The organism is Atopobium fossor DSM 15642, assembly GCF_000483125.1.
Classification (GTDB): Bacteria; Actinomycetota; Coriobacteriia; order Coriobacteriales; family Atopobiaceae; genus Atopobium; species Atopobium fossor.
Window position 1 is genome coordinate 60,284 of record NZ_KI519553.1, and the last position, 18,095, is coordinate 78,378.

General features: G+C 45.2%; 16 protein-coding genes. 11 read left to right on the forward strand and 5 right to left on the reverse strand.

All coding sequences use genetic code 11. From position 1 onward, the window contains the following. The first annotated feature begins 16 nt into the window (after nt 1–16). The 10 genes from G469_RS0102980 (at nt 17) to G469_RS08175 (ending at nt 11,517) form a co-directional block, all read left to right on the forward strand. A complete protein-coding gene (locus tag G469_RS0102980; RefSeq protein ID WP_035425462.1) occupies nt 17–631 on the forward strand; it encodes a uracil-DNA glycosylase in 615 nt (204 codons plus the stop codon). Beyond that, entirely contained in the window at nt 628–1,143 is a 516-nt protein-coding gene (gene tsaE, locus G469_RS0102985) for a tRNA (adenosine(37)-N6)-threonylcarbamoyltransferase complex ATPase subunit type 1 TsaE (RefSeq protein ID WP_028263780.1), read from the forward strand. The genes G469_RS0102980 and tsaE overlap by 4 nt, the downstream gene beginning before the upstream one ends. Before the next feature lie 9 nt (nt 1,144–1,152). Then, complete coding sequence (gene tsaD / locus G469_RS0102990; protein ID WP_028263781.1) at nt 1,153–3,612, forward strand: tRNA (adenosine(37)-N6)-threonylcarbamoyltransferase complex transferase subunit TsaD; 2,460 nt, start codon at nt 1,153–1,155, stop codon at nt 3,610–3,612. A gap of 295 nt (nt 3,613–3,907) precedes the next feature. Then, complete coding sequence (locus tag G469_RS0102995) at nt 3,908–4,867, forward strand: transporter substrate-binding domain-containing protein (RefSeq protein WP_028263782.1); 960 nt, start codon at nt 3,908–3,910, stop codon at nt 4,865–4,867. Between the two features lie 53 nt (nt 4,868–4,920). Beyond that, entirely contained in the window at nt 4,921–6,198 is a 1,278-nt protein-coding gene (locus G469_RS08165) for an amino acid ABC transporter permease (protein ID WP_245579114.1), read from the forward strand. A gap of 5 nt (nt 6,199–6,203) precedes the next feature. Beyond that, nucleotides 6,204–6,989 (forward strand): amino acid ABC transporter ATP-binding protein, encoded by a 786-nt coding sequence (locus G469_RS0103005; protein WP_028263783.1) that lies wholly within the window; start codon nt 6,204–6,206, stop codon nt 6,987–6,989. An 85-nt stretch (nt 6,990–7,074) separates the two neighbouring features. Next, nucleotides 7,075–8,730 carry an amidohydrolase gene (locus G469_RS08170; RefSeq protein WP_035425466.1) on the forward strand — a complete coding sequence of 552 codons (1,656 nt, stop codon included), beginning with the start codon at nt 7,075–7,077 and terminating at the stop codon, nt 8,728–8,730. 18 nt (nt 8,731–8,748) lie between these two features. Further along, nucleotides 8,749–10,692: an NAD(+) synthase gene (locus G469_RS0103015; protein WP_028263784.1), complete on the forward strand. Its 1,944-nt coding sequence runs from the start codon at nt 8,749–8,751 to the stop codon at nt 10,690–10,692. Nucleotides 10,693–10,846: 154 nt separating this feature from the next. Further along, nucleotides 10,847–11,218: a type II toxin-antitoxin system RelE/ParE family toxin gene (locus tag G469_RS0103020; RefSeq protein WP_028263785.1), complete on the forward strand. Its 372-nt coding sequence runs from the start codon at nt 10,847–10,849 to the stop codon at nt 11,216–11,218. Next, a complete protein-coding gene (locus tag G469_RS08175) occupies nt 11,215–11,517 on the forward strand; it encodes a helix-turn-helix domain-containing protein (protein ID WP_035425359.1) in 303 nt (100 codons plus the stop codon). Before G469_RS0103020 ends, G469_RS08175 begins: the two co-directional genes overlap by 4 nt. Nucleotides 11,518–11,712: 195 nt before the next feature. On the opposite strand, the gene G469_RS0103030 is transcribed toward G469_RS08175, so the two are convergent. Genes G469_RS0103030 through G469_RS0103050 form a run of 5 tightly spaced genes read right to left on the reverse strand, consistent with a single transcriptional unit; the run spans nt 11,713 to nt 17,243 of the window. Next, nucleotides 11,713–12,636, reverse strand: a complete 924-nt coding sequence (locus G469_RS0103030; RefSeq protein WP_028263786.1) for a transketolase family protein — start codon at nt 12,634–12,636, stop codon at nt 11,713–11,715. Continuing rightward, nucleotides 12,636–13,454 carry a transketolase gene (locus G469_RS0103035; protein ID WP_035425361.1) on the reverse strand — a complete coding sequence of 273 codons (819 nt, stop codon included), beginning with the start codon at nt 13,452–13,454 and terminating at the stop codon, nt 12,636–12,638. Before G469_RS0103035 ends, G469_RS0103030 begins: the two co-directional genes overlap by 1 nt. Nucleotides 13,455–13,472: 18 nt before the next feature. After that, nucleotides 13,473–14,756 carry a PTS ascorbate transporter subunit IIC gene (locus G469_RS0103040; protein ID WP_028263788.1) on the reverse strand — a complete coding sequence of 428 codons (1,284 nt, stop codon included), beginning with the start codon at nt 14,754–14,756 and terminating at the stop codon, nt 13,473–13,475. A gap of 14 nt (nt 14,757–14,770) precedes the next feature. Further along, complete coding sequence (locus tag G469_RS0103045; RefSeq protein WP_028263789.1) at nt 14,771–15,070, reverse strand: PTS sugar transporter subunit IIB; 300 nt, start codon at nt 15,068–15,070, stop codon at nt 14,771–14,773. A gap of 25 nt (nt 15,071–15,095) precedes the next feature. Continuing rightward, nucleotides 15,096–17,243, reverse strand: coding sequence for a BglG family transcription antiterminator (locus G469_RS0103050; protein WP_028263790.1), 2,148 nt, complete (start codon nt 17,241–17,243; stop codon nt 15,096–15,098). Nucleotides 17,244–17,519: 276 nt separating this feature from the next. Here G469_RS0103050 and G469_RS0103055 point away from each other — a divergent pair, with 276 nt between their 5' ends. After that, nucleotides 17,520–18,086 carry a hypothetical protein gene (locus G469_RS0103055; protein ID WP_028263791.1) on the forward strand — a complete coding sequence of 189 codons (567 nt, stop codon included), beginning with the start codon at nt 17,520–17,522 and terminating at the stop codon, nt 18,084–18,086. The last annotated feature ends 9 nt before the right edge of the window (nt 18,087–18,095 follow it).

An 18,095-nucleotide genomic window follows, 5' to 3' on the forward strand; every position in this document is an offset into this window, starting at 1 on the left:
GGACGCTGAAGGGAACATGAGCGTTATGGAGATTCCAGGACACCCACATCCAAAACCTGGCGAAGTTTCACTTGAGGAACTGGCAGCTCTTATACAGGATTGTCGTAAATGCGCCCTGTGCGACACGCGCAATACCATTGTGTTTGGTGAGGGTAATCCGCATGCTCGTGTAATGTTTATTGGTGAGGCTCCTGGGCGTAATGAGGATTTGGGCGGCAAACCCTTTATTGGTGCAGCAGGTCATCAACTTGATGCTCTTTTAAGCTGTGCAGGTCTTACGCGAGAAGAGATTTTTATTGCTAACGTGCTTAAATGTCGTCCACCGTCAAATCGCAATCCGCGTTATGAGGAAATCCAAGCGTGTTCACCTTATTTGCGGGAACAAGTGCGTTCCATTTGGCCGGATGTCATTGTGTGTTTAGGTAATTTTGCTTCACAGTGGGTATTAAAGACAGAGCAAGGTGTTACCACATTGCGTGGACAACTGTATCAGCAGGGACATTTTGTAGTGTGTCCAACTTTTCATCCAGCGGCAACCATTTACCACAGAGATTGGCAACCCTTGTTGGAGGAGGATCTTACGCGTGTGGGTGAGTGGCTTAAGCAAAATCCCCCTAAGGAGCAAGCATGATACAACTTCCAGCCAAGCTTGACGAGAAGACCTATGAGTCTGCAAGCTTTGAGCAAACCATAGCGTTGGGAGCTCAGCTGGGACGCTTGTTACAAGCTGGAGATGTGCTGGTACTTACGGGAGATTTGGGTGCAGGGAAAACCCAGCTTACCAAAGGCATTGCACGTGGTATGGGTGTTGCTGATGATGTAACAAGTCCTACCTTTACCATCCAAATGATATATCAGGGTACGGATTTGCCCTTATACCATTTTGACTTGTATCGTCTGTCCGATCCCGAGCAGTTGGGTGATGCTGGAGTATGGGATGCATTGGAAGGCGATGGGCCCTGCATTATAGAGTGGGGCGAGCAGTTTTCTAAAGAGTTGGGGGATGAGCGTCTTGACGTGTTTCTCACCAGGCTCGATGAACAAGCACGTGATGGCCAAGAGCCAGCACGCCACATAAGATTTGAACCAAAAGGTGAGCGTGCCTGCAGCATTGTAGAGCAGCTTGCCAGCACAATTAAGTAGAGGTTTTGCATGGCATTAGGAGATGGTCGTAAGGTTATCCTTGCGCTTGATACGTCGTCCGATATGTTGGTGTGCGGTGTTGCTGCATGGGATGAGAATGTCAAAAAACCTCATGTAGCCATACAAATGCTCTCTAAACAAGACCATATGTGTCGCCGACAGGCAAACGTGGAGCTTGTGAGCACTGCTCAACAGGCTCTTGCAGCTGCGGGCCTTACCATGGCAAAAGTGGATAGTATCTTAGTTGGACGCGGGCCTGGTTCGTTTACAGGTGTGCGTATTGGCATTGCTACTGCTAAGGGTTTGGCATGTGGAGCAGGTATACCTCTGTGGGGCGGCTCCACGTTGGATGGCATTGCATGGGCTGCTTGGCGCTTTGGCGTGCGTGGTATGTTGGGTGTAGTAGCAGATGCTATGCGTGGTGAGGTGTATCCCGGTACCTATCAGCTTGATGATGCGGGCGCACATCGTTTGTTTGGTACAGAAGTGGTTCGTAAAGCGGATGTATGCATAGAGCATCTGCGTGAGTTGGCTTATGCCAACGAACTTATGCTGTGTGGTGATGGTCTTGTAAAACATCGCTCAAAGTTTGAAGAAGCTGGATTTACCAATATTCTTGATGAGGCATTGTGGAGACCTACGAGCGAAGGCCTGCTGCTTGCATATATAGCTCCTAATGCTGTACCTGATCGTGCAGCAGGTGATCCTGCCTTGGTGTTGCCTGTTTACACACGGCTTTCCGATGCCGAAGAAAATGAGCGTAAGCGCTTGGGTATGCAAGTGCCTGCCCATGTTGCTCTTACTGGTACAGCAGATGCGCTTGCTGATGTGCATCTACAACTGCGCCCCATGAGTATAAATGATGTAGACCAGGTAGCTGCACTTGAAGAAGCATGTTTTGCCCACTCCGTCCATAAACCTTGGACACGTACTATGTTTGAAGAGGAACTGTGTGCTTCTGGTCGTAGTTGGTGGATTGCTCATGATAGAGGTCAAATCATTGGCGTTGCAGGTGGCATGCTTGTAGGCGATGACATGGAAATTGCAACCGTGGATGTGGCTCCCAATCGTCGTCGCGAGAAAATCGCCTCACGTTTGATAGCACGTCTTGCCTACGATGCGCATATGCTCAATGCACAAAGCATTTCTCTGGAGGTATACGAGCATAATAACGCTGCGTTAGCGCTGTATAAACACCTGGGTTTTGTGCAGGAAGGCACTCGTCCTCACTACTATGGCCCTGGTAATGCAGCATATATCATGCGCGCTACGCTGCCCTTATCGGTAGATGTACAAGCGGGAGAAGTTGCGCCCGAGCCCCAGGCATCCATTCGTCCATGGCCAGTTGTAGCGGGCGAGCGCTCGGCGCAAACGCAACAGATGCTTGCTCAGGCGGGTGATTTGATTTTGTCCATTGAGTCTTCTTGTGACGAGACAGCAATGGCAATCATAGATGCTCAGGGACAGATTTGCGCCAATGTGGTGGCTACCTCCATTGACTTCCATGCTCGCTTTGGTGGAGTGGTGCCTGAGATTGCTTCTCGTAAGCATGTAGAGGCAATTGTGGGTGTTTTTGAAGAGGTCATGGCACAGGCGGGCGAGCATTTTGGTTGCGATACGCTGGAGCCTGCAGATCTATCTGCTGTTGGTGTAACGGCAGGTCCTGGTCTTGTTGGTGCGCTTGTAGTGGGTGTTGCCTTTGCTAAGGGTCTGTGTGTCGGAGCAAACCTTCCTTTGATTGCTGCACATCATTTGGAAGGACACTTGCTTGCTAATTTGTTTGAGACTCCTGATTTGAAGCCACCCTTTGTGGCAAGTTTGGTTTCTGGTGGTAATACCATGTTGGTGCACGTGCGTGCTTGGGGAGACTATGAAATCTTAGGCACGACCATTGATGATGCAGTGGGAGAAGCTTTTGATAAGGTAGCCAAGGCACTCGGTCTGGGTTATCCAGGTGGTCCTATTATTAGCAAGTTGGCAGCACATGGTAACAAGAAAGCTATACATTTTCCGCGCGCTATGATGCATAGTCACGACTATCGCTTCTCTCTGTCTGGTCTAAAAACCTCTGTTATTACTTACATCGAGAATCAAAACAAGGCTGGCATTTCCATTAATCTACCGGATTTAGCAGCCTCGTTTGAGGCAGCTGTTATTGATGTACAGGTAGCTAAGGCCATTGCTGCTGTAGAACAGACAGGCGTATCTGACTTTTGCGTTGGTGGAGGTGTTGCTGCAAACCCCTCTTTACGCGCAGAATACCAGCGTAAATTTGGAAAACGTGGTGTTCATGTAACGGTTCCTCCTCTGGCAGTGTGTGGCGATAATGGCGCGATGATAGCGGCTGTTGCCTTACGTAACTTCCGAGCACAACAGTTTGCAGAGCTTACTTTGGACGCGGATCCTAATGCGGTTTTGGGCACGTGGTCGAGTTTGGTAGAGCCTGTTGTAAGTGCATGGGAACATTAATGTTTTTGAGGTGTTAGGGTTTCTTGTTATGGAATGACCGCTGGAAATCTAAGTGCATAAAAATATATAAGGTATCAATAATATGCGACTGCTGGGGCAATTATCCGCAGTCGCTTTTATGTCAAAGGTGTTTCTTTCTTAAAAAAGACGTGCAGTTTTGGCTCAGTTTAAGACTAGACTGAGTTATAGCACATGGAACTTTCACGCATTAAGTTGCAAGGGGGAGGGGAATGGGTCCCCTCCGGTTGTATGTGCGGAAGGGGTCACTCAAAACAGCTGGAAAGAAGGAACCAACATGACCTTAAACACACATGAAGAAATACCATATAGTTCTTATTTATATAAGAAGGTCAAGCCCAAGCGTACCCAGTTTTCGCGACGCGACTTCCTCAAGCTTTCTGGCATCTCGGTTTTGAGCATTGCAGGCGCATCCATTTTGACTGCCTGTGGCCCTGCAGCGGAAGGTACGGTAGACCTTGTCACCAATGAAGGAAGCACTTCTTCGAATACTGTTTTAGGTGATGGCAAAACCTTGCGCGTTGGTATGGAGGCTGCTTATGCCCCCTACAACTGGCAGGCTACTAGTGCATCCGATACTACTATTCCAATTCAGAATGTTTCTGGCGCCTATGCCGATGGATATGATGTGCAGCTTGCCAAAGTGGTTGCCCAAGCATTGGGCATGGAACCTGTTGCGGTAAAAATGTCCTTTACTGGCTTGATTGATTCCCTCAACAATGGTCAGATAGACATCATTATGGCTGGTATGAGCGCTACAGATGAGCGCCGGCAAGCTATTGATTTTTCTGACCCTTACTTTGTGGGTGGTTTTGGCCTACTGGTAAAGGAAGATTCCCAGTATGTAGGTGCTACTTCATTGGCAGATTTTGATGGCGCTACGGTATTGGGACAAAAAGATACCCTGTTAGATACCGTCATTGATGAAATTCCTCACGTAAATCACCTTACGCCAGTTGAGTCTGTTCCCTCACAACTGTCCCAGCTTAATCAGGGTACCTGTGATGCTATTACATACAATACAGAGAATACCAAGGGTTTGCTTCGTGCTAATAAGGGTCTAGTTGCCATTCAATTTGCTGAGGGTAAGGGCTTTAGTGAAACTGTTCCTTGCAATGCAGGCATTAAAAAAGGGCAGGACGCTATTCTCACCAAGATTAATGAGGCATTTTCTCAGATTTCTGATGACGAGCGTACAAAGATTTTTGATGCGTGCGTAGAACGTCAACCAGCTTAATTACTAACAAAAATTAACTTACACCAGTGCCTTTCTTGTAAGGAGTAATCCAGATGAGTAACCGATCAGGTGACATGATGCTGCTGCGTACTAGATTTGTCGCATGTATGCATTTTATTAAAGCCGACCACCGTTATGTGCTCTTAGGCACCAGTTTTATTGCATGTTTAGGCATGTGGCTTTCTAGTCAGGTTCGTAGTACCTGGAGCTTTTTGGCTCCGGTGTACACGCTTGAAGTTGTTATGTACTACACGCTTTTTACCTTTGTAATCTTTTCTGTAATAGCTCTTGTTACTAAGCTGCTGCATTGGAAGGATTACGCTACAACCTCATGGTTTGTCTCGCCTTTAGCAAAGAAACTTGAGCGCATTGCTTCATATGTTGTGACCATACTTACCATTGTTTTGGCCGTTGACCGTGTGGTTATGGGTTTTGCTTATATTGTTGCGGCAAGTGTAGGTGCGCAAACCAATCCCGATGGTTTTTTGCCTAGCGCAGTATACATGGTTGCTCAGGGTCGAGCTATCTTTGCTCGCGGTATTCTCACTACAGTTGAACTTGCTGTTTTTGGTACCGTTATTGCATTTTTCCTGGCAATCTTGCTGGTATTTGTACGTATCCAGCAAATTGACCGTCCCGATAATGATTTTGTGCGCTTTCTTAAGGTTATAGGTGTGGGTTTTGCAAAGCTGTATTCTGCTGTTGTGCGTGGTACTCCCATGATGGTGCAGTCGCTGCTTATTTATTTTGCTGGTTTTGCTGCACTGAGCTCAACGGGTATGTCCGCAGGTGAAATTGGTGCAATTTGGAGTACCTTTGTTGCTGGTTTGGTTACTATCTCACTTAATTCCACCGCATACATGATGGAGGTCTTGCGCGGAGGTATTGAGGCGGTGGATGCAGGTCAGAATGAGGCTGCACGATCTCTTGGTCTTTCGCAGTGGCAGGCTATGACGCGTGTGGTATTTCCTCAGGGTATAAAAAATGCTATTCCTGCACTATCTAATGAGTTGGTAGTAAATATCAAGGACTCCTCGGTTTTGTCGGTCATTGGCGTATTTGATCTTATGTTTGCAACTACTACCGTTGCAGGTATCTATTATCGTCAGCTGGCTGTGTATGCCGTAGCTACCGTGTGTTACCTCATTCTTACCATGGTTGCTTCCAAGCTACTTAGTATATTGGCTCATCGCCTAGAGGTAGCATCACCTGGCCCTGTACTGTCTACATCTGATATGACCCATACTCATGGCGTGGCGGGTGCTAAGGCGGATCCCGCTAAGGTGGTAGTACATAAACCGCACACTACTACTTCTTCGACGGAAAGGTAAGCATTATGACTTCTATCGCTTCCATGACCCCCGTCACCTCTCAAGCTCCGGTTATCAAAATTGAAGCGTTACGCAAGAGCTTTGGCTCTCATGAGGTGCTCAAGAGCATTGACTTTGAGGTCTTTTCTGGCGAGGTGGTAACCATTATTGGTGCTTCGGGTTCGGGGAAGTCTACACTGTTGCGCTGCATCAATTTGCTTGAGACTCCTGATTCTGGCCATGTATGGTTTCATGGACAAGATTTGGCTGCTCAGCATGTGGACGTTAACAAACTGCGTTCTAGCATTGGCATGGTGTTCCAAGGTTTTAATCTGTTTAACAACCTGAATGTATTGGATAACTGTACTCTGGCTCCTACAACACTAAAAAAGATGAATAAGCCTCAAGCAGAAGAGGTGGCTAAAAAGCATCTTGAGTCTGTAGGTCTTCTTGACTTTGCTTATGCACCGGTTACCTCACTGTCTGGTGGTCAAAAGCAGCGCGTAGCTATTGCACGAGCGCTTTGCATGGAACCCGAACTGATGTTATTTGATGAGCCTACCAGTGCTCTTGATCCAGAAATTGTAGGTGAGGTTCTTACGGTTATGCGCGATCTTGCAGCTCAAGGTATGACTATGGTTGTGGTTACACACGAGATGGACTTTGCAAAGAACGTCTCTGACAAGGTGGTATTTATGGATCAGGGTATTATTGCAGAGATGGATGCACCTCAAAAGTTGTTTTCCCATCCGCAATGCGATCGCACACGTGAATTTTTGTCTCGCTATTTGGAAGATACAAACATTCTTTAGCCTATTGATTGAATAAACCTGTCTATAACTCTTGGCGCACGCGCTAGACTAAAGCAGTCTACACGTGCGCTTTTTTGGAGTTGATATGAACCAACAACACCAACAACTTACCGTGATTTCGTCCAATCACGTTTTTATTTCTGCCGATAAACCCAATGAGGCAGCTACGCTCGTGCTTAACGGAGACCATATCTCTCAAGTTTTGCCGCGTACAGCATTTGCTCAGTTTGCAACCCAGCCCGGTGCTCTTGATGTGGGCGATCAGTTTGTGTGTCCTGGCTTTCATGATGCTCATCAACACGTGTTTCATGCGGCGCTGTTTCCGTCCAAGCTGGCAACTGAATATGTAGGTACAAGCGAGAAGGACTGTGTAAATCACCTGCTGCAGTTTGCGGCTACGCGCCCTGGCAATGGTTGGGTTGTAAGCCATGGTTGGCGTGAAACTGCATGGACTCCCAGCAACATTCCTACCTGCGCGTCTTTGGATGAAGCGTTTCAAAATAGGCCTGTTGCTCTGTATTCTGGGGACGCTCACACCCTGTGGATTAATACCTGTGGTATGCGTGAGGTGGGTATTACGGACACTACAAAGCCCCCTGCGGGTGGTAGTTTTGAGAGGGATGAACGCGGCCATCTTACTGGCGTGTTGCGTGAAGCTGCAGCTATGGTGTATATTGCCCGCATTTTGTCCAGTTTTAGCATGGACGAGCTTACAGAAATTTATTCCAGTTACTTTGCACTTCTCAACTCCATGGGTATTACCAGCGTGTGTGACATGGCGCTATCTTTAGTTGCAGGTGCAGATGGCATTAATCCCCAGGTATATGAAGCACTGCAGGCAGAGGGCAAGTTGAGTGTCCGCGCTCATGTATACCCTACGCTTACTGATGATCTTTTTAATTTGGAGAAGCTACAAGAGCGTCTTACCGGTCCTAAGCTGCGTGCTCCTGGCTTTAAGCAGTTCTTTGATGGTGTTTCGAGCCAGCATACGGCCTGGTGCTCAGAACCATATACCAATGCGCGCTTTGTAGGAGATGTGGGTCGTCCAACAGTGCCTGCTGCTCGTATGCGCGAGTTGGTGCTTAAGGCCGCCAAAGCTGGTCATTCTGTGCGAATCCACACTATTGGAGATCGAGCAGTATCTGAGGCATTGTCCATTTTTGAAGAAGCACATATGCGATTTGGTGTACCCAGCCAGGGTGTTAATACCATGGAGCACATCGAGGATATTGTTCCTTCAGATCTTACACGTTTTGCTGCTGCGGGAGTGGTTGCTTCTGTGCAGCCGCCTCATGTAACCATTGAGCTTGCTCAACCTGCGCGAGATTTAGGAGAGCAGCGTGCTTCTCGTATGTGGCCATTTGCACAAATGGTGGATGCTGGAGCTACCTTAGCGTTGGGAACTGATGCTCCTGTTGTGCCTGCCAACTCAGGTGATGTGCTGTATACCGCATGTACACGTAAAACCCCTGTAGACCACCAGCCTGCTGGTGGATGGTATCCCAAACATGCGTTGAATCGCATACAAGCACTTTCGTCTTATACACAGGGCAGTGCTGCTGCAACGGGTCGTGCACATGAACTTGGTACGTTAGAGCCTGGTATGTTTGCAGATTTTGCGGTATGGGATACTAATTTACTAACCTGTACAGACGAGCAACTACAAAGTGCTCATCCTATACTTACCGTATGTGCTGGCGAGAAGGTTTTTGAGTGCGCTACGTCAAACCGTGCGCAGTAGCCTCAAGAAAGGGTTGTCATGAAAGACGGATTTATGAGCGTTGCAGCCGTTACACCTCAGGTTAAGGTGGCTGATGTTGTCTATAATGCTCAGCAATCTCTTGCAGCTATTATGCAAGCTGCTGCTGCGGGTGCGCGTATTATTGTGTTGCCAGAGTTGGGTCTTACGGGTTATACCTGTGAGGATTTGTTTTGGCAAGACGCCCTTCTTAATGCTTCAGATCAAGCACTTAACAAGCTTATTGATCAAACTGCTCAGCTTGATGCCCTTATCATGGTGGGCGTTCCTGCGCGTATTAATGCCAAGTTGTATAACTGTGCTGCCGTATTTTGTCACGGTGAGCTATTGGGTTTGGTGCCCAAAAAAGCGCTGCCCACCTATAACGAGTTTTATGAGAGTCGTCATTTTAGCGTGGGTCCTGATGCCACCTGTTTTGTAGATTTTGCTGGTCACGATTGCGTGACTTTTGGAGCTCAACAGTTGTTTAGTTGCTCAAGTATGCCAAATCTCATAGTAGCAGCAGAGATTTGCGAAGATTTGTGGATACCCCAACCGCCCTCAATTGCCGCTGCACTTGCAGGTGCTACGGTTATCTGTAATCTCTCTGCGTCCAATGAAGTAGTGGGGAAGGCAGATTATAGGCGTGACCTTGTACGTGGGCAAAGTGCACGTTTGGTTGCTGGCTATATATATACCAGTGCAGGTTGGGGAGAGTCTACAACAGATGTAGTCTTTGGCGGACACAATCTTATATGTGAGAATGGCACAGTGCTTGCGCAGTCTGCACCCTTTAGTGATGAACCCTGCATCTCGCAGATTGATCTTGACCGTCTAGCTGCAGAACGTCGTCGCATTTCTACATTTCAAACTGCGGCCGAAGCACGTGACGCAGCAGACTTCTATGTGAATTACTTTAATATAGCGCTTACACCTACTCAGCTTACTCGTAACGTTAATCCGCATCCCTTTGTGCCCTCTAATACAATCCGGCGAGCCGAGCGTTGCGAGAATATCTTTGAGATTCAGGCACATGGTTTGGCTAAGCGCTTACAACACACTCACTCTCAGCATGTGGTAGTAGGTGTTTCTGGAGGCCTGGATTCTACGTTGGCGTCGCTGGTTTGTGCGCGAGCCTTTGATCTTCTCGACCTGGATCATGAAGGCATCATTGCAGTTACCATGCCTGGTTTTGGTACTACTGCACGAACACATAATAATGCTACGGAGCTTACAGCTGCTTTGGGCGCTACGCCACTCGAGGTTTCTATTGGAGATGCGGTCCGTCAGCACTTTGCAGATATTGGTCACGATGAAGCGGTTCATGATGTTACGTACGAAAACTCTCAGGCTCGTGAGCGCACGCAAATTCTGATGGATATTGCTAACCAAGAAAATGGTTTGGTTATTGGCACAGGAGATCTATCGGAGCTGGCGTTGGGTTGGGCTACCTACAACGGTGACCATATGAGTATGTATGCAGTTAATACGTCCATTCCCAAGACGCTCATTCGTCATCTGGTGGCTTATGTTGCCGATAAATGCGAAAGCGAGGAGCTTTCTGCTGTGCTGCTAGATGTTTTGGCTACGCCTGTCTCTCCCGAACTGTTACCCGCAGATGCGGACGGCAAAATCTCACAAAAGACTGAGGACTTAGTTGGCCCCTATGAGCTGCATGATTTCTTCTTGTATAACATGCTGCGTTGTGGTTTTCCTCCTGCAAAGATTTACCGATTGGCTCGTATTGCTTTTGATGGAACCAATGGCGCTCAGACATACGATAGTGTGACCATTTTGTCGTGGCTTAAAGTGTTCTACCACAGGTTCTTCTCGCAACAATTTAAGCGGAGTTGCTTACCCGATGGTCCTAAAGTTGGTTCTGTTGCTGTGTCTCCTCGCGGTGATTTACGCATGCCGTCCGATGCGGTTGTGAATCTGTGGTTGGACCAGTTGGAAGAGCTGTAAAAAATAGTTCTGCTTGTCTTAGCTAACTTTGTTTGATTATTTTCATTCACGGTATTGTCTTACGCAATATCTCAAATTGAGCGTATATATAGCTTATAGGATATATTGAAAATATATCCTATAAGCTATATTATGAGAAGACAAAGGGAAACCTATGTGGGATGTACGTCTTGATTACATTACTGGATGGCTCGATAAGCAGGATGAATTAACAGTGGCATATATCTTAGCTGCTTTAGAACTTTTACAACAGAAAGGACCAGCATTAGGGCGTCCTTTGGTAGACACTCTCAAAGGTACGAAAATTAAAAATCTCAAAGAATTGCGTCCTATATCTTTGGGAAATACAGAGGTTCGGATTATTTTTGCCTTTGATGTAGAGCGAAATGCAATCATGCTTTTTGGCGGAGATAAGTCAAGTGGCAAGAACAAAAAGGTCAAATGGTCAGGTTGGTATAAAAATGCTATTCCCGAAGCAGAAAGATTGTATTGGGAGCACTTAAAGAGGTTGGGAGGAAAAAAATGACTAGCCTTAGTGACTATATGCAGCAACGTGGTATTAGCGCAGAACAAATGGATGAAGCACGCAAAAATACTCAGATACACATCGATGCTTACAGTTTACGTGAAGCTCGTAAAGCAAATTGTATGACCCAGGTTGAAATGGCACAAATCATGGGTATTTCTCAGAATCGTATTTCTCGGATGGAGAATGGTGATATCAATGCAATGAGTCTCGATACTTTGCGTAAATACGTTGAAGCTCTTGGTGGCCGTATTACGCTGTTGGCCGAATTACCAACAGGCACGGTATCCATTATCTAATGCTGTCCTAAATACTCATAGCTTTGCTGAGTGTATACCTAGGAAAATCTAGTAAGAAGTAAACTAAACCGCACTTTTGAACATCGGATACATAATCCTCAGTTCAAAGGTGCGGTTTGCCTCCTGTAAAGCAATACATCTAGCTCATCATCTAACTCATATTGCCTAATATATTGTACTAATCTCTACTGCCTACTACGCAATCTTAGAGAGTACGTTATCAACGGTTAGACCATATTTTTCTTTAAGTGCATCACCTGGTCCAGATTCAGTAAAGACATCATCGACACCAATCCTGTAAATAGGCGCATGTGAAGGTATATCGCAAACGGTTTCCGCCACCAGACTTCCTAGTCCACCAACAATACTATGGTTTTCAACAGTAATAATACGTTTAACGCTCTGAGCAAGATCGCGAAGTAGTTTGGTGTCTACTGGTTTGATGCTGCAGATATTAATAAGTTTGCCATTCTGACCATTTTGAATGGCAGCCTCAAAACTTCTCATGGCTAGGTCTGTGGTTGATCCCTCATAAATAAGAGCAAAATCATTGCCTTTATCATAAATAATCTGGGCTTTGCCGAGCTTAATACTCTTAGTTGCTGATAAATTGGGTACGTTGCCGCGCGTTGTACGAATAAATACAGGACCATCAATTGCAATTGCGCATTCAATAGCATCATATAACTCATCAGGGTTTGAGGGGTCAAGAATGGTGAGGTCGGGAATAACGCGCATGAGTGCAATATCCTCATTAGCATGATGAGTAGCCCCATCATATCCACCATCCATACCATTGTGTGTGCCAATCATTTTCACATTAAGGTTGCCATAGCATGCTTGGCGGATTTGAGTCCAGCAGGTGCCAGTTATAAAGAGCGAGAAATCCACGAAGAAGGGGATACCTCCTTCAACAGCAATACCAGCTGCTGCAGACATAGCATTTTGTTCTGCTATACCCGTTTCAATAAAATGATTGGGATGCTTTGCAGCAAACTGAGCTGCGGTTGTTGATCCAGCAAGGTCTGCATCGAGTACAAAAATATTGGGATGTTTATCGAATGCTGCATTTAGAGCGTCACCGACAAGCGTGCGTAGAGAAATAAGCTGATAGTCCATTACGCTGACACCTCCGATTCATGTGCTAAATCAGCTAACGCAATTTTGTATTGCTCATCGGTAATGCCCTTGGAATGCCATACAGGATTATTTTCCATAAAGCTGATTCCCTTTCCTTTAACTGTGTTAGAGATAATGGCATAGGGTGTATCCTGGGAATTCTTTGCTATATCAATAGCTGTAAGAATTTCATCCATGTTGTGCCCATCAATCTCAAGAACACTAAAGTTAAAGGCTTTGAGTTTATCCGCAAGTGGTTCAAGAGTTATATTGTCATCAGTGGGACCGCCTGATGACAGCTGATTGCGATCAATAAAAACTGCCAGGTTATTAAGCTTATAGTGCCCAATTGCCATGAAGGCTTCCCAATTCTGCCCTTCCTGTAGTTCACCATCACCAACAATGACATATACCATATGGTTGTCATGGTTAGTTCGTTTTGCCATGGCTATGCCAAAACCTGTAGAAAGACCTTGTCCAAGCAAGCCAGTTGTAGCATCAATTTGTGGATAGTAGCGCGCACAGGGATGACCTTGTAACTTTGAGTCTAATTGGCGAAACGTTGCATATTCCTTCTCAGTGACAAGGCCTTTCTCGGTAAACTCTGCATATAATGCGGGAGTACAGTGTCCTTTAGAAAGCACCAAACGTGCTCGTTGAGGATTATCAAAATCTATTTCATTCTCATAGAGAGCGGTTAGAACATCAATGACCGAAAGAGAGCCGCCAACATGGCCAACTCCAGTCTCATGAACCATGTCTATAATGCGGCGCCTATTTTTATTTACAATGTGTGTAAGCTGTTTTGCAGTGTACATACTAAGCAAACCCCTCTCTTATGCACCCATGAAGAGACGGCCAATGTACCAAATTAAGAGACCAATAAAGTTAAAATCGGTCTCCGGAAAAGCTGTGCCCGTAAGACCAATATTTGCCATAACGGGATAGATGAGTGCGGGACCAACAGCAATCAAGATACCTACTACAAAGGCACCTGCAACACAGCCCTTCCAGCCACCAGTTGCGTTACCAAAGACGCCGGCAGTAGCGCCAATAAAGAAGTAAGGAACCGCTACGGGAATAACTACGAGAGCGCCAATAGCACTCATGACAGCCATAGAAAGAAGACCACCAATATAGGCTGCGATAAAACCAATAACAGTAGCAGTAGGAGCAAAACCAAAGATAACGGGGCAGTCAAGTGCAGGTTTAGCATTAGGGATGAGCTTTTCGGAAATACCTACAAAAGCGCCTTCTATTTCACCCAAGAAGAGGCGTACGCCCGTAATAACAACATAAAGACCACCAGCAAATTTAAGGCCTTCAAAGAGTGGGAAAACCAGCCAATTTTGTCCATTGGATAGTGCTTCTACATTGCTTTGACCTGCTGCGATGCAAGCAACGTAGTAAATAATAATCATCGTTACTGCAACGCCGATAACATAGTCTTTAAAGATGCTTAGCCAACCAGGAAGTTTAATATCTTCAGTACTCTCTTCTGGATTTCCTACTTTAGATCCAATCCAACCAGCTAAAGCGTAACCAAGCGTTACATAGTGACCAATTGCAATTTCATTGCTGCCAGTAACTTTGTCCATGTATGGCTGTGCGATTGCAGGAAAGATTGCTGCGCAGAAACCAAGAATAATGCCACCAAAAATAACAATTACTGTATCGGGCACTCCAAGTGCTTTAAACATAATAGAAATGAGAGCTGCAAAGTACAGATTGTGCTGACCTGTGAGGAAGATACTCTTAAAGGGCGTGATTCGAGCAACAATAAGATTGCTTACAAAACCAATAAGCATGACCAACGAGACAATAGCGCCAAACTTTTCTTGTGCTAGTGCTGTCATGGCTTCAGCGAGTGGCAAAATGCCTTCAATGCCAAAGCCCGCTTGGAAAAGAGTTTGGAAGCTGGTGAGTGAACTCGCAACTGCAGCAGTGCCTATATTAAATACTAAAAATCCAATGATAGTTTTTAACGTACCCGTAAGAATTTTATGGGGTTTCTCATGCTGCAAAATAAGACCAGCCATAGCGATAAGACCAACTAGTACAGCAGCGTTTGCTAAAACATCAAATGCAACGACCTTAAAAATGGTCTGGACAAGTTCCATCGTTGTCTACCTCCCTATGCTTCACATGTTTTGTCATCAAGAAACTTTTTGAGCTTTTTGGCGATTTCCTCCTTATCCATAAGATTGTCGATGCCAATGATGTAGGGCACTTCGTTCTTTAGTTCATCTGCTAAGTCAGACATAGTGATAAATAAATCACCTTTAAAAGACTTCACTGCATCAAGCGTGTCATGATGAAGTTCAATGGGAAAATCATGTGCCTGTACTACTTGTTGAACTTTGATCTTAAGCATCATTGAAGAACCCATTCCGGTACGACATGCGATAAGTGCTTCATACGTTTTGGAGCTCATGGGCTTATCACCCTTTCTGTGATGATTAACAATCGATGGTTACGGTCATCGTTTTCTCAAAGTGTTTGATTTGTTCGGTAATTTCAGACGAACGTGTTGCGTGAGCCATGCAGGCAATCGATGCCTCATCCTGAAGCAGCTCGCTTAGACATTGCAAGGCAGTCATATGTGTTTCTGGTCCTGTTGATGCAAGCATAAAGACATATTTAACAGGATCATTGCTCGTATTCCCGTATATAACGGGTGTCTTAAGTCTTGCAAGTGCCATACCTGTTTTACATACGCCAATAGTGCTACTTGCATGCGCCAAGGCTATTCCTTTGGTAATAACAACATACGGTCCATGCTCAGTAATATTTTTAATTACTTCATCGATATATGCTGGTGTAATTTCACCCGTTTTGACCAGTGGTTGACCAGCGGCTTCTACGGATGATTGCCATCCATTGCAGGAAACATCCAAAATAATATGATCCTTGCTTAACAAATCACTTAACATAGGATCCTCACCTCCTTTTTCTCCTGTCTCTTTCTTCCTGTCTTCTACATAAGCTTGCAAGGCTGCAAGAAGCTTTGGTTCATCTTCTGAACGGGGGTACTGCTGCAGGATTTTTTGTAACTTTTTTGCGCTGTTGCTCATATCTACTGTGGATCTGGGGTCTTGTTTTGTATGGAATCCAAGCTGACTTAACTGAGCTGCAACTCTGGCACAATCTTCTTTATCCAGAAGTGGTCCTACTTTGAGCCATGGGGTAGTTACCTTTGTAACGTTAGGGGGGAGAGTTGAAATAATGAGATCAACCTCATTAAGGGGAATGGTTGAAAGATGATGTGCAGCCAGTATAGAAACAATATCTAGGCTAAATTGCTGCTGTAAGCGAGAGGCTAAAAGTTCTGCAGTGCCGATTCCTGTGGCACACACTACAGCTACACGTGGTTTGTGTTGGTATGCTCGATGAATGCGAGCTAGAGAAGCTCCGAAGTGTACCAAAATGTATGACAGTTCATCTTCTGTAGGATTAATAAGTTGAGTGAGGCCACAACTATTACTTTTTTGGCAGATAATCTTATACAAATCGCTATATTCTGTAAGTAGTTCTTCTCGCAAAGGATTAGAAAGAGCAAGATTGGCAGTTTTGCGGTTTGCTGCTGTTGCGATATGTTGAACTAAGTTGGTGTACAGCTTTGTATCTTGTTTAAATCCAGCTTGTACGTAGGAATCAACTGCGCTAATAAGGGCGGCGCAGGCTAGCTCAACTGCTGTATTAACCTGAGGCTCATCTGTTTCAACACGCCATCCATACAGTCCAACATGCAAGCCTATATACAGTAGTTCATCATCTGGAAGTTTAATCTCGAAGTAGTCATTTACTTGTTCAACGATGTAACTTGCAATCTTGTGTCGTACTTCATCAAGCTGATTAGTAGTGTCAAGTAAGTTGTTGTCTGAGGTTGTTTTATCGCCTATACCTTTAAAGCGTTTAACTGAAAAAAGAATATGAATGATTATTGCTTCAAACGATGCATCATCAAGCAAAATGGAGCAGTATGCTTCAGCATCACTTACAATGGCAGCCACTTCTTTTAGATTTTCAAGAGGAAAAAGTTCCTCATAATCATATGGATCAAATGTCATATGGAAGCATGAGAGATTTTTGTACTCTTTTACCAAAGCCGATAGAATTTCCCTTCGGATGGATTCATTTGCCTTAAGATAAAGCCCTTTTCCTGCTTCGGAAATTAACTCGGTATTATGTGCTAAATAGTATTTGCGTACTCCTGCCATGTCTCGAACAATCGTGTCATAGCTTACGGAAAAGTTGTCAGCAATTTCTTGCATGGTTACATAGCGTTCGGACGACCAAGCAATATAAAATGCGGTTAGAAGTATGCGTTCTTTTACACTGAGTGGGTTCTTAGTAAAATCGCGTATATCATCAAGAAACTCTGACTTTATAAGACTTTGGCTGGTAATACTGGCGTGGAGATAGGCAATGTTGCGACAGATACTTATTGCTTCTGAGCCAATGCTAGGCTCAAGCACTGAGTTTAACTCGTTAATATCGTATCGAATCTGTCTTTTGCTCAGCGAGAATAAATCGGCAAATTCGTCCAAGCTGTATGAACCATGCTCAATAAGTAGCTGTAATTCTTTTCTCTGTCGACTGTTCATACTTCATCACCACTTTAACTATGAGGGTAGGGAAGCTAGCCTTCAATACGCATTACATTCACTCTTATAGTGAAATAGTTCTAGAGGTTGGAGACAATATATGTTCACATAGGAGTACATCTGAAAAGATGAAAGGTAAGCCTAAGAGATACCCTTCTCTTATGAAACTTGCTATTACTACTAGCTGTCTATTAGTTGTCCATTAGCTGTCCATCAATTATTGGGTATTCATCTTTAGGGATTGGAATTATCGATTTGAACATGTTAGGAGCATACATGTCACATATTCACGGAGCGGTTGCTGCAGTATCTGATGCAGAATCTAAAGAATTAGTTGCAGTAAGCGTAGCTCAGAGTGAGTTGCTTGCACAAAGTGTTGGTCTTGGCATTACACTAAGCAACGCTATGTCTGCAATTCCTGGTTTTATTCCCTGTGGTCATGCATTTTCAGAACTCTTTTTAGGGCTTAAATTCAGCTTTGGAGAGGCGGCGCTTTCGGAGGTAGAGGCAGTAACTGAAGGAGTTCGTGCTCGTGCTGAACACGTTTCAAACCACCGAGGCGTAGAGCAAGGTAAACCCTTTGATCTAATGGTCTCCATGAGAGCTGATGGAGCTACAGCTGGTAAGCTCGCTCAGCTTATGGCAAGCCTACATGTGCTGGCCAGTCTTGCTGAGCGTGCACAAAGGCTGGGCGTAACTAATGATGAACTTAACAAGACTGTTGCGGAGTCACTTGCGCTTACTGCAAAATCAAAAGTTCAGTGCGAAGAATTTGCAAAAGCAGCAGACAGGGTGGCTCAGTTCATCCCCGTTGCCTTACAGATGCTTCAGCCTACTGAATAGCATATCATG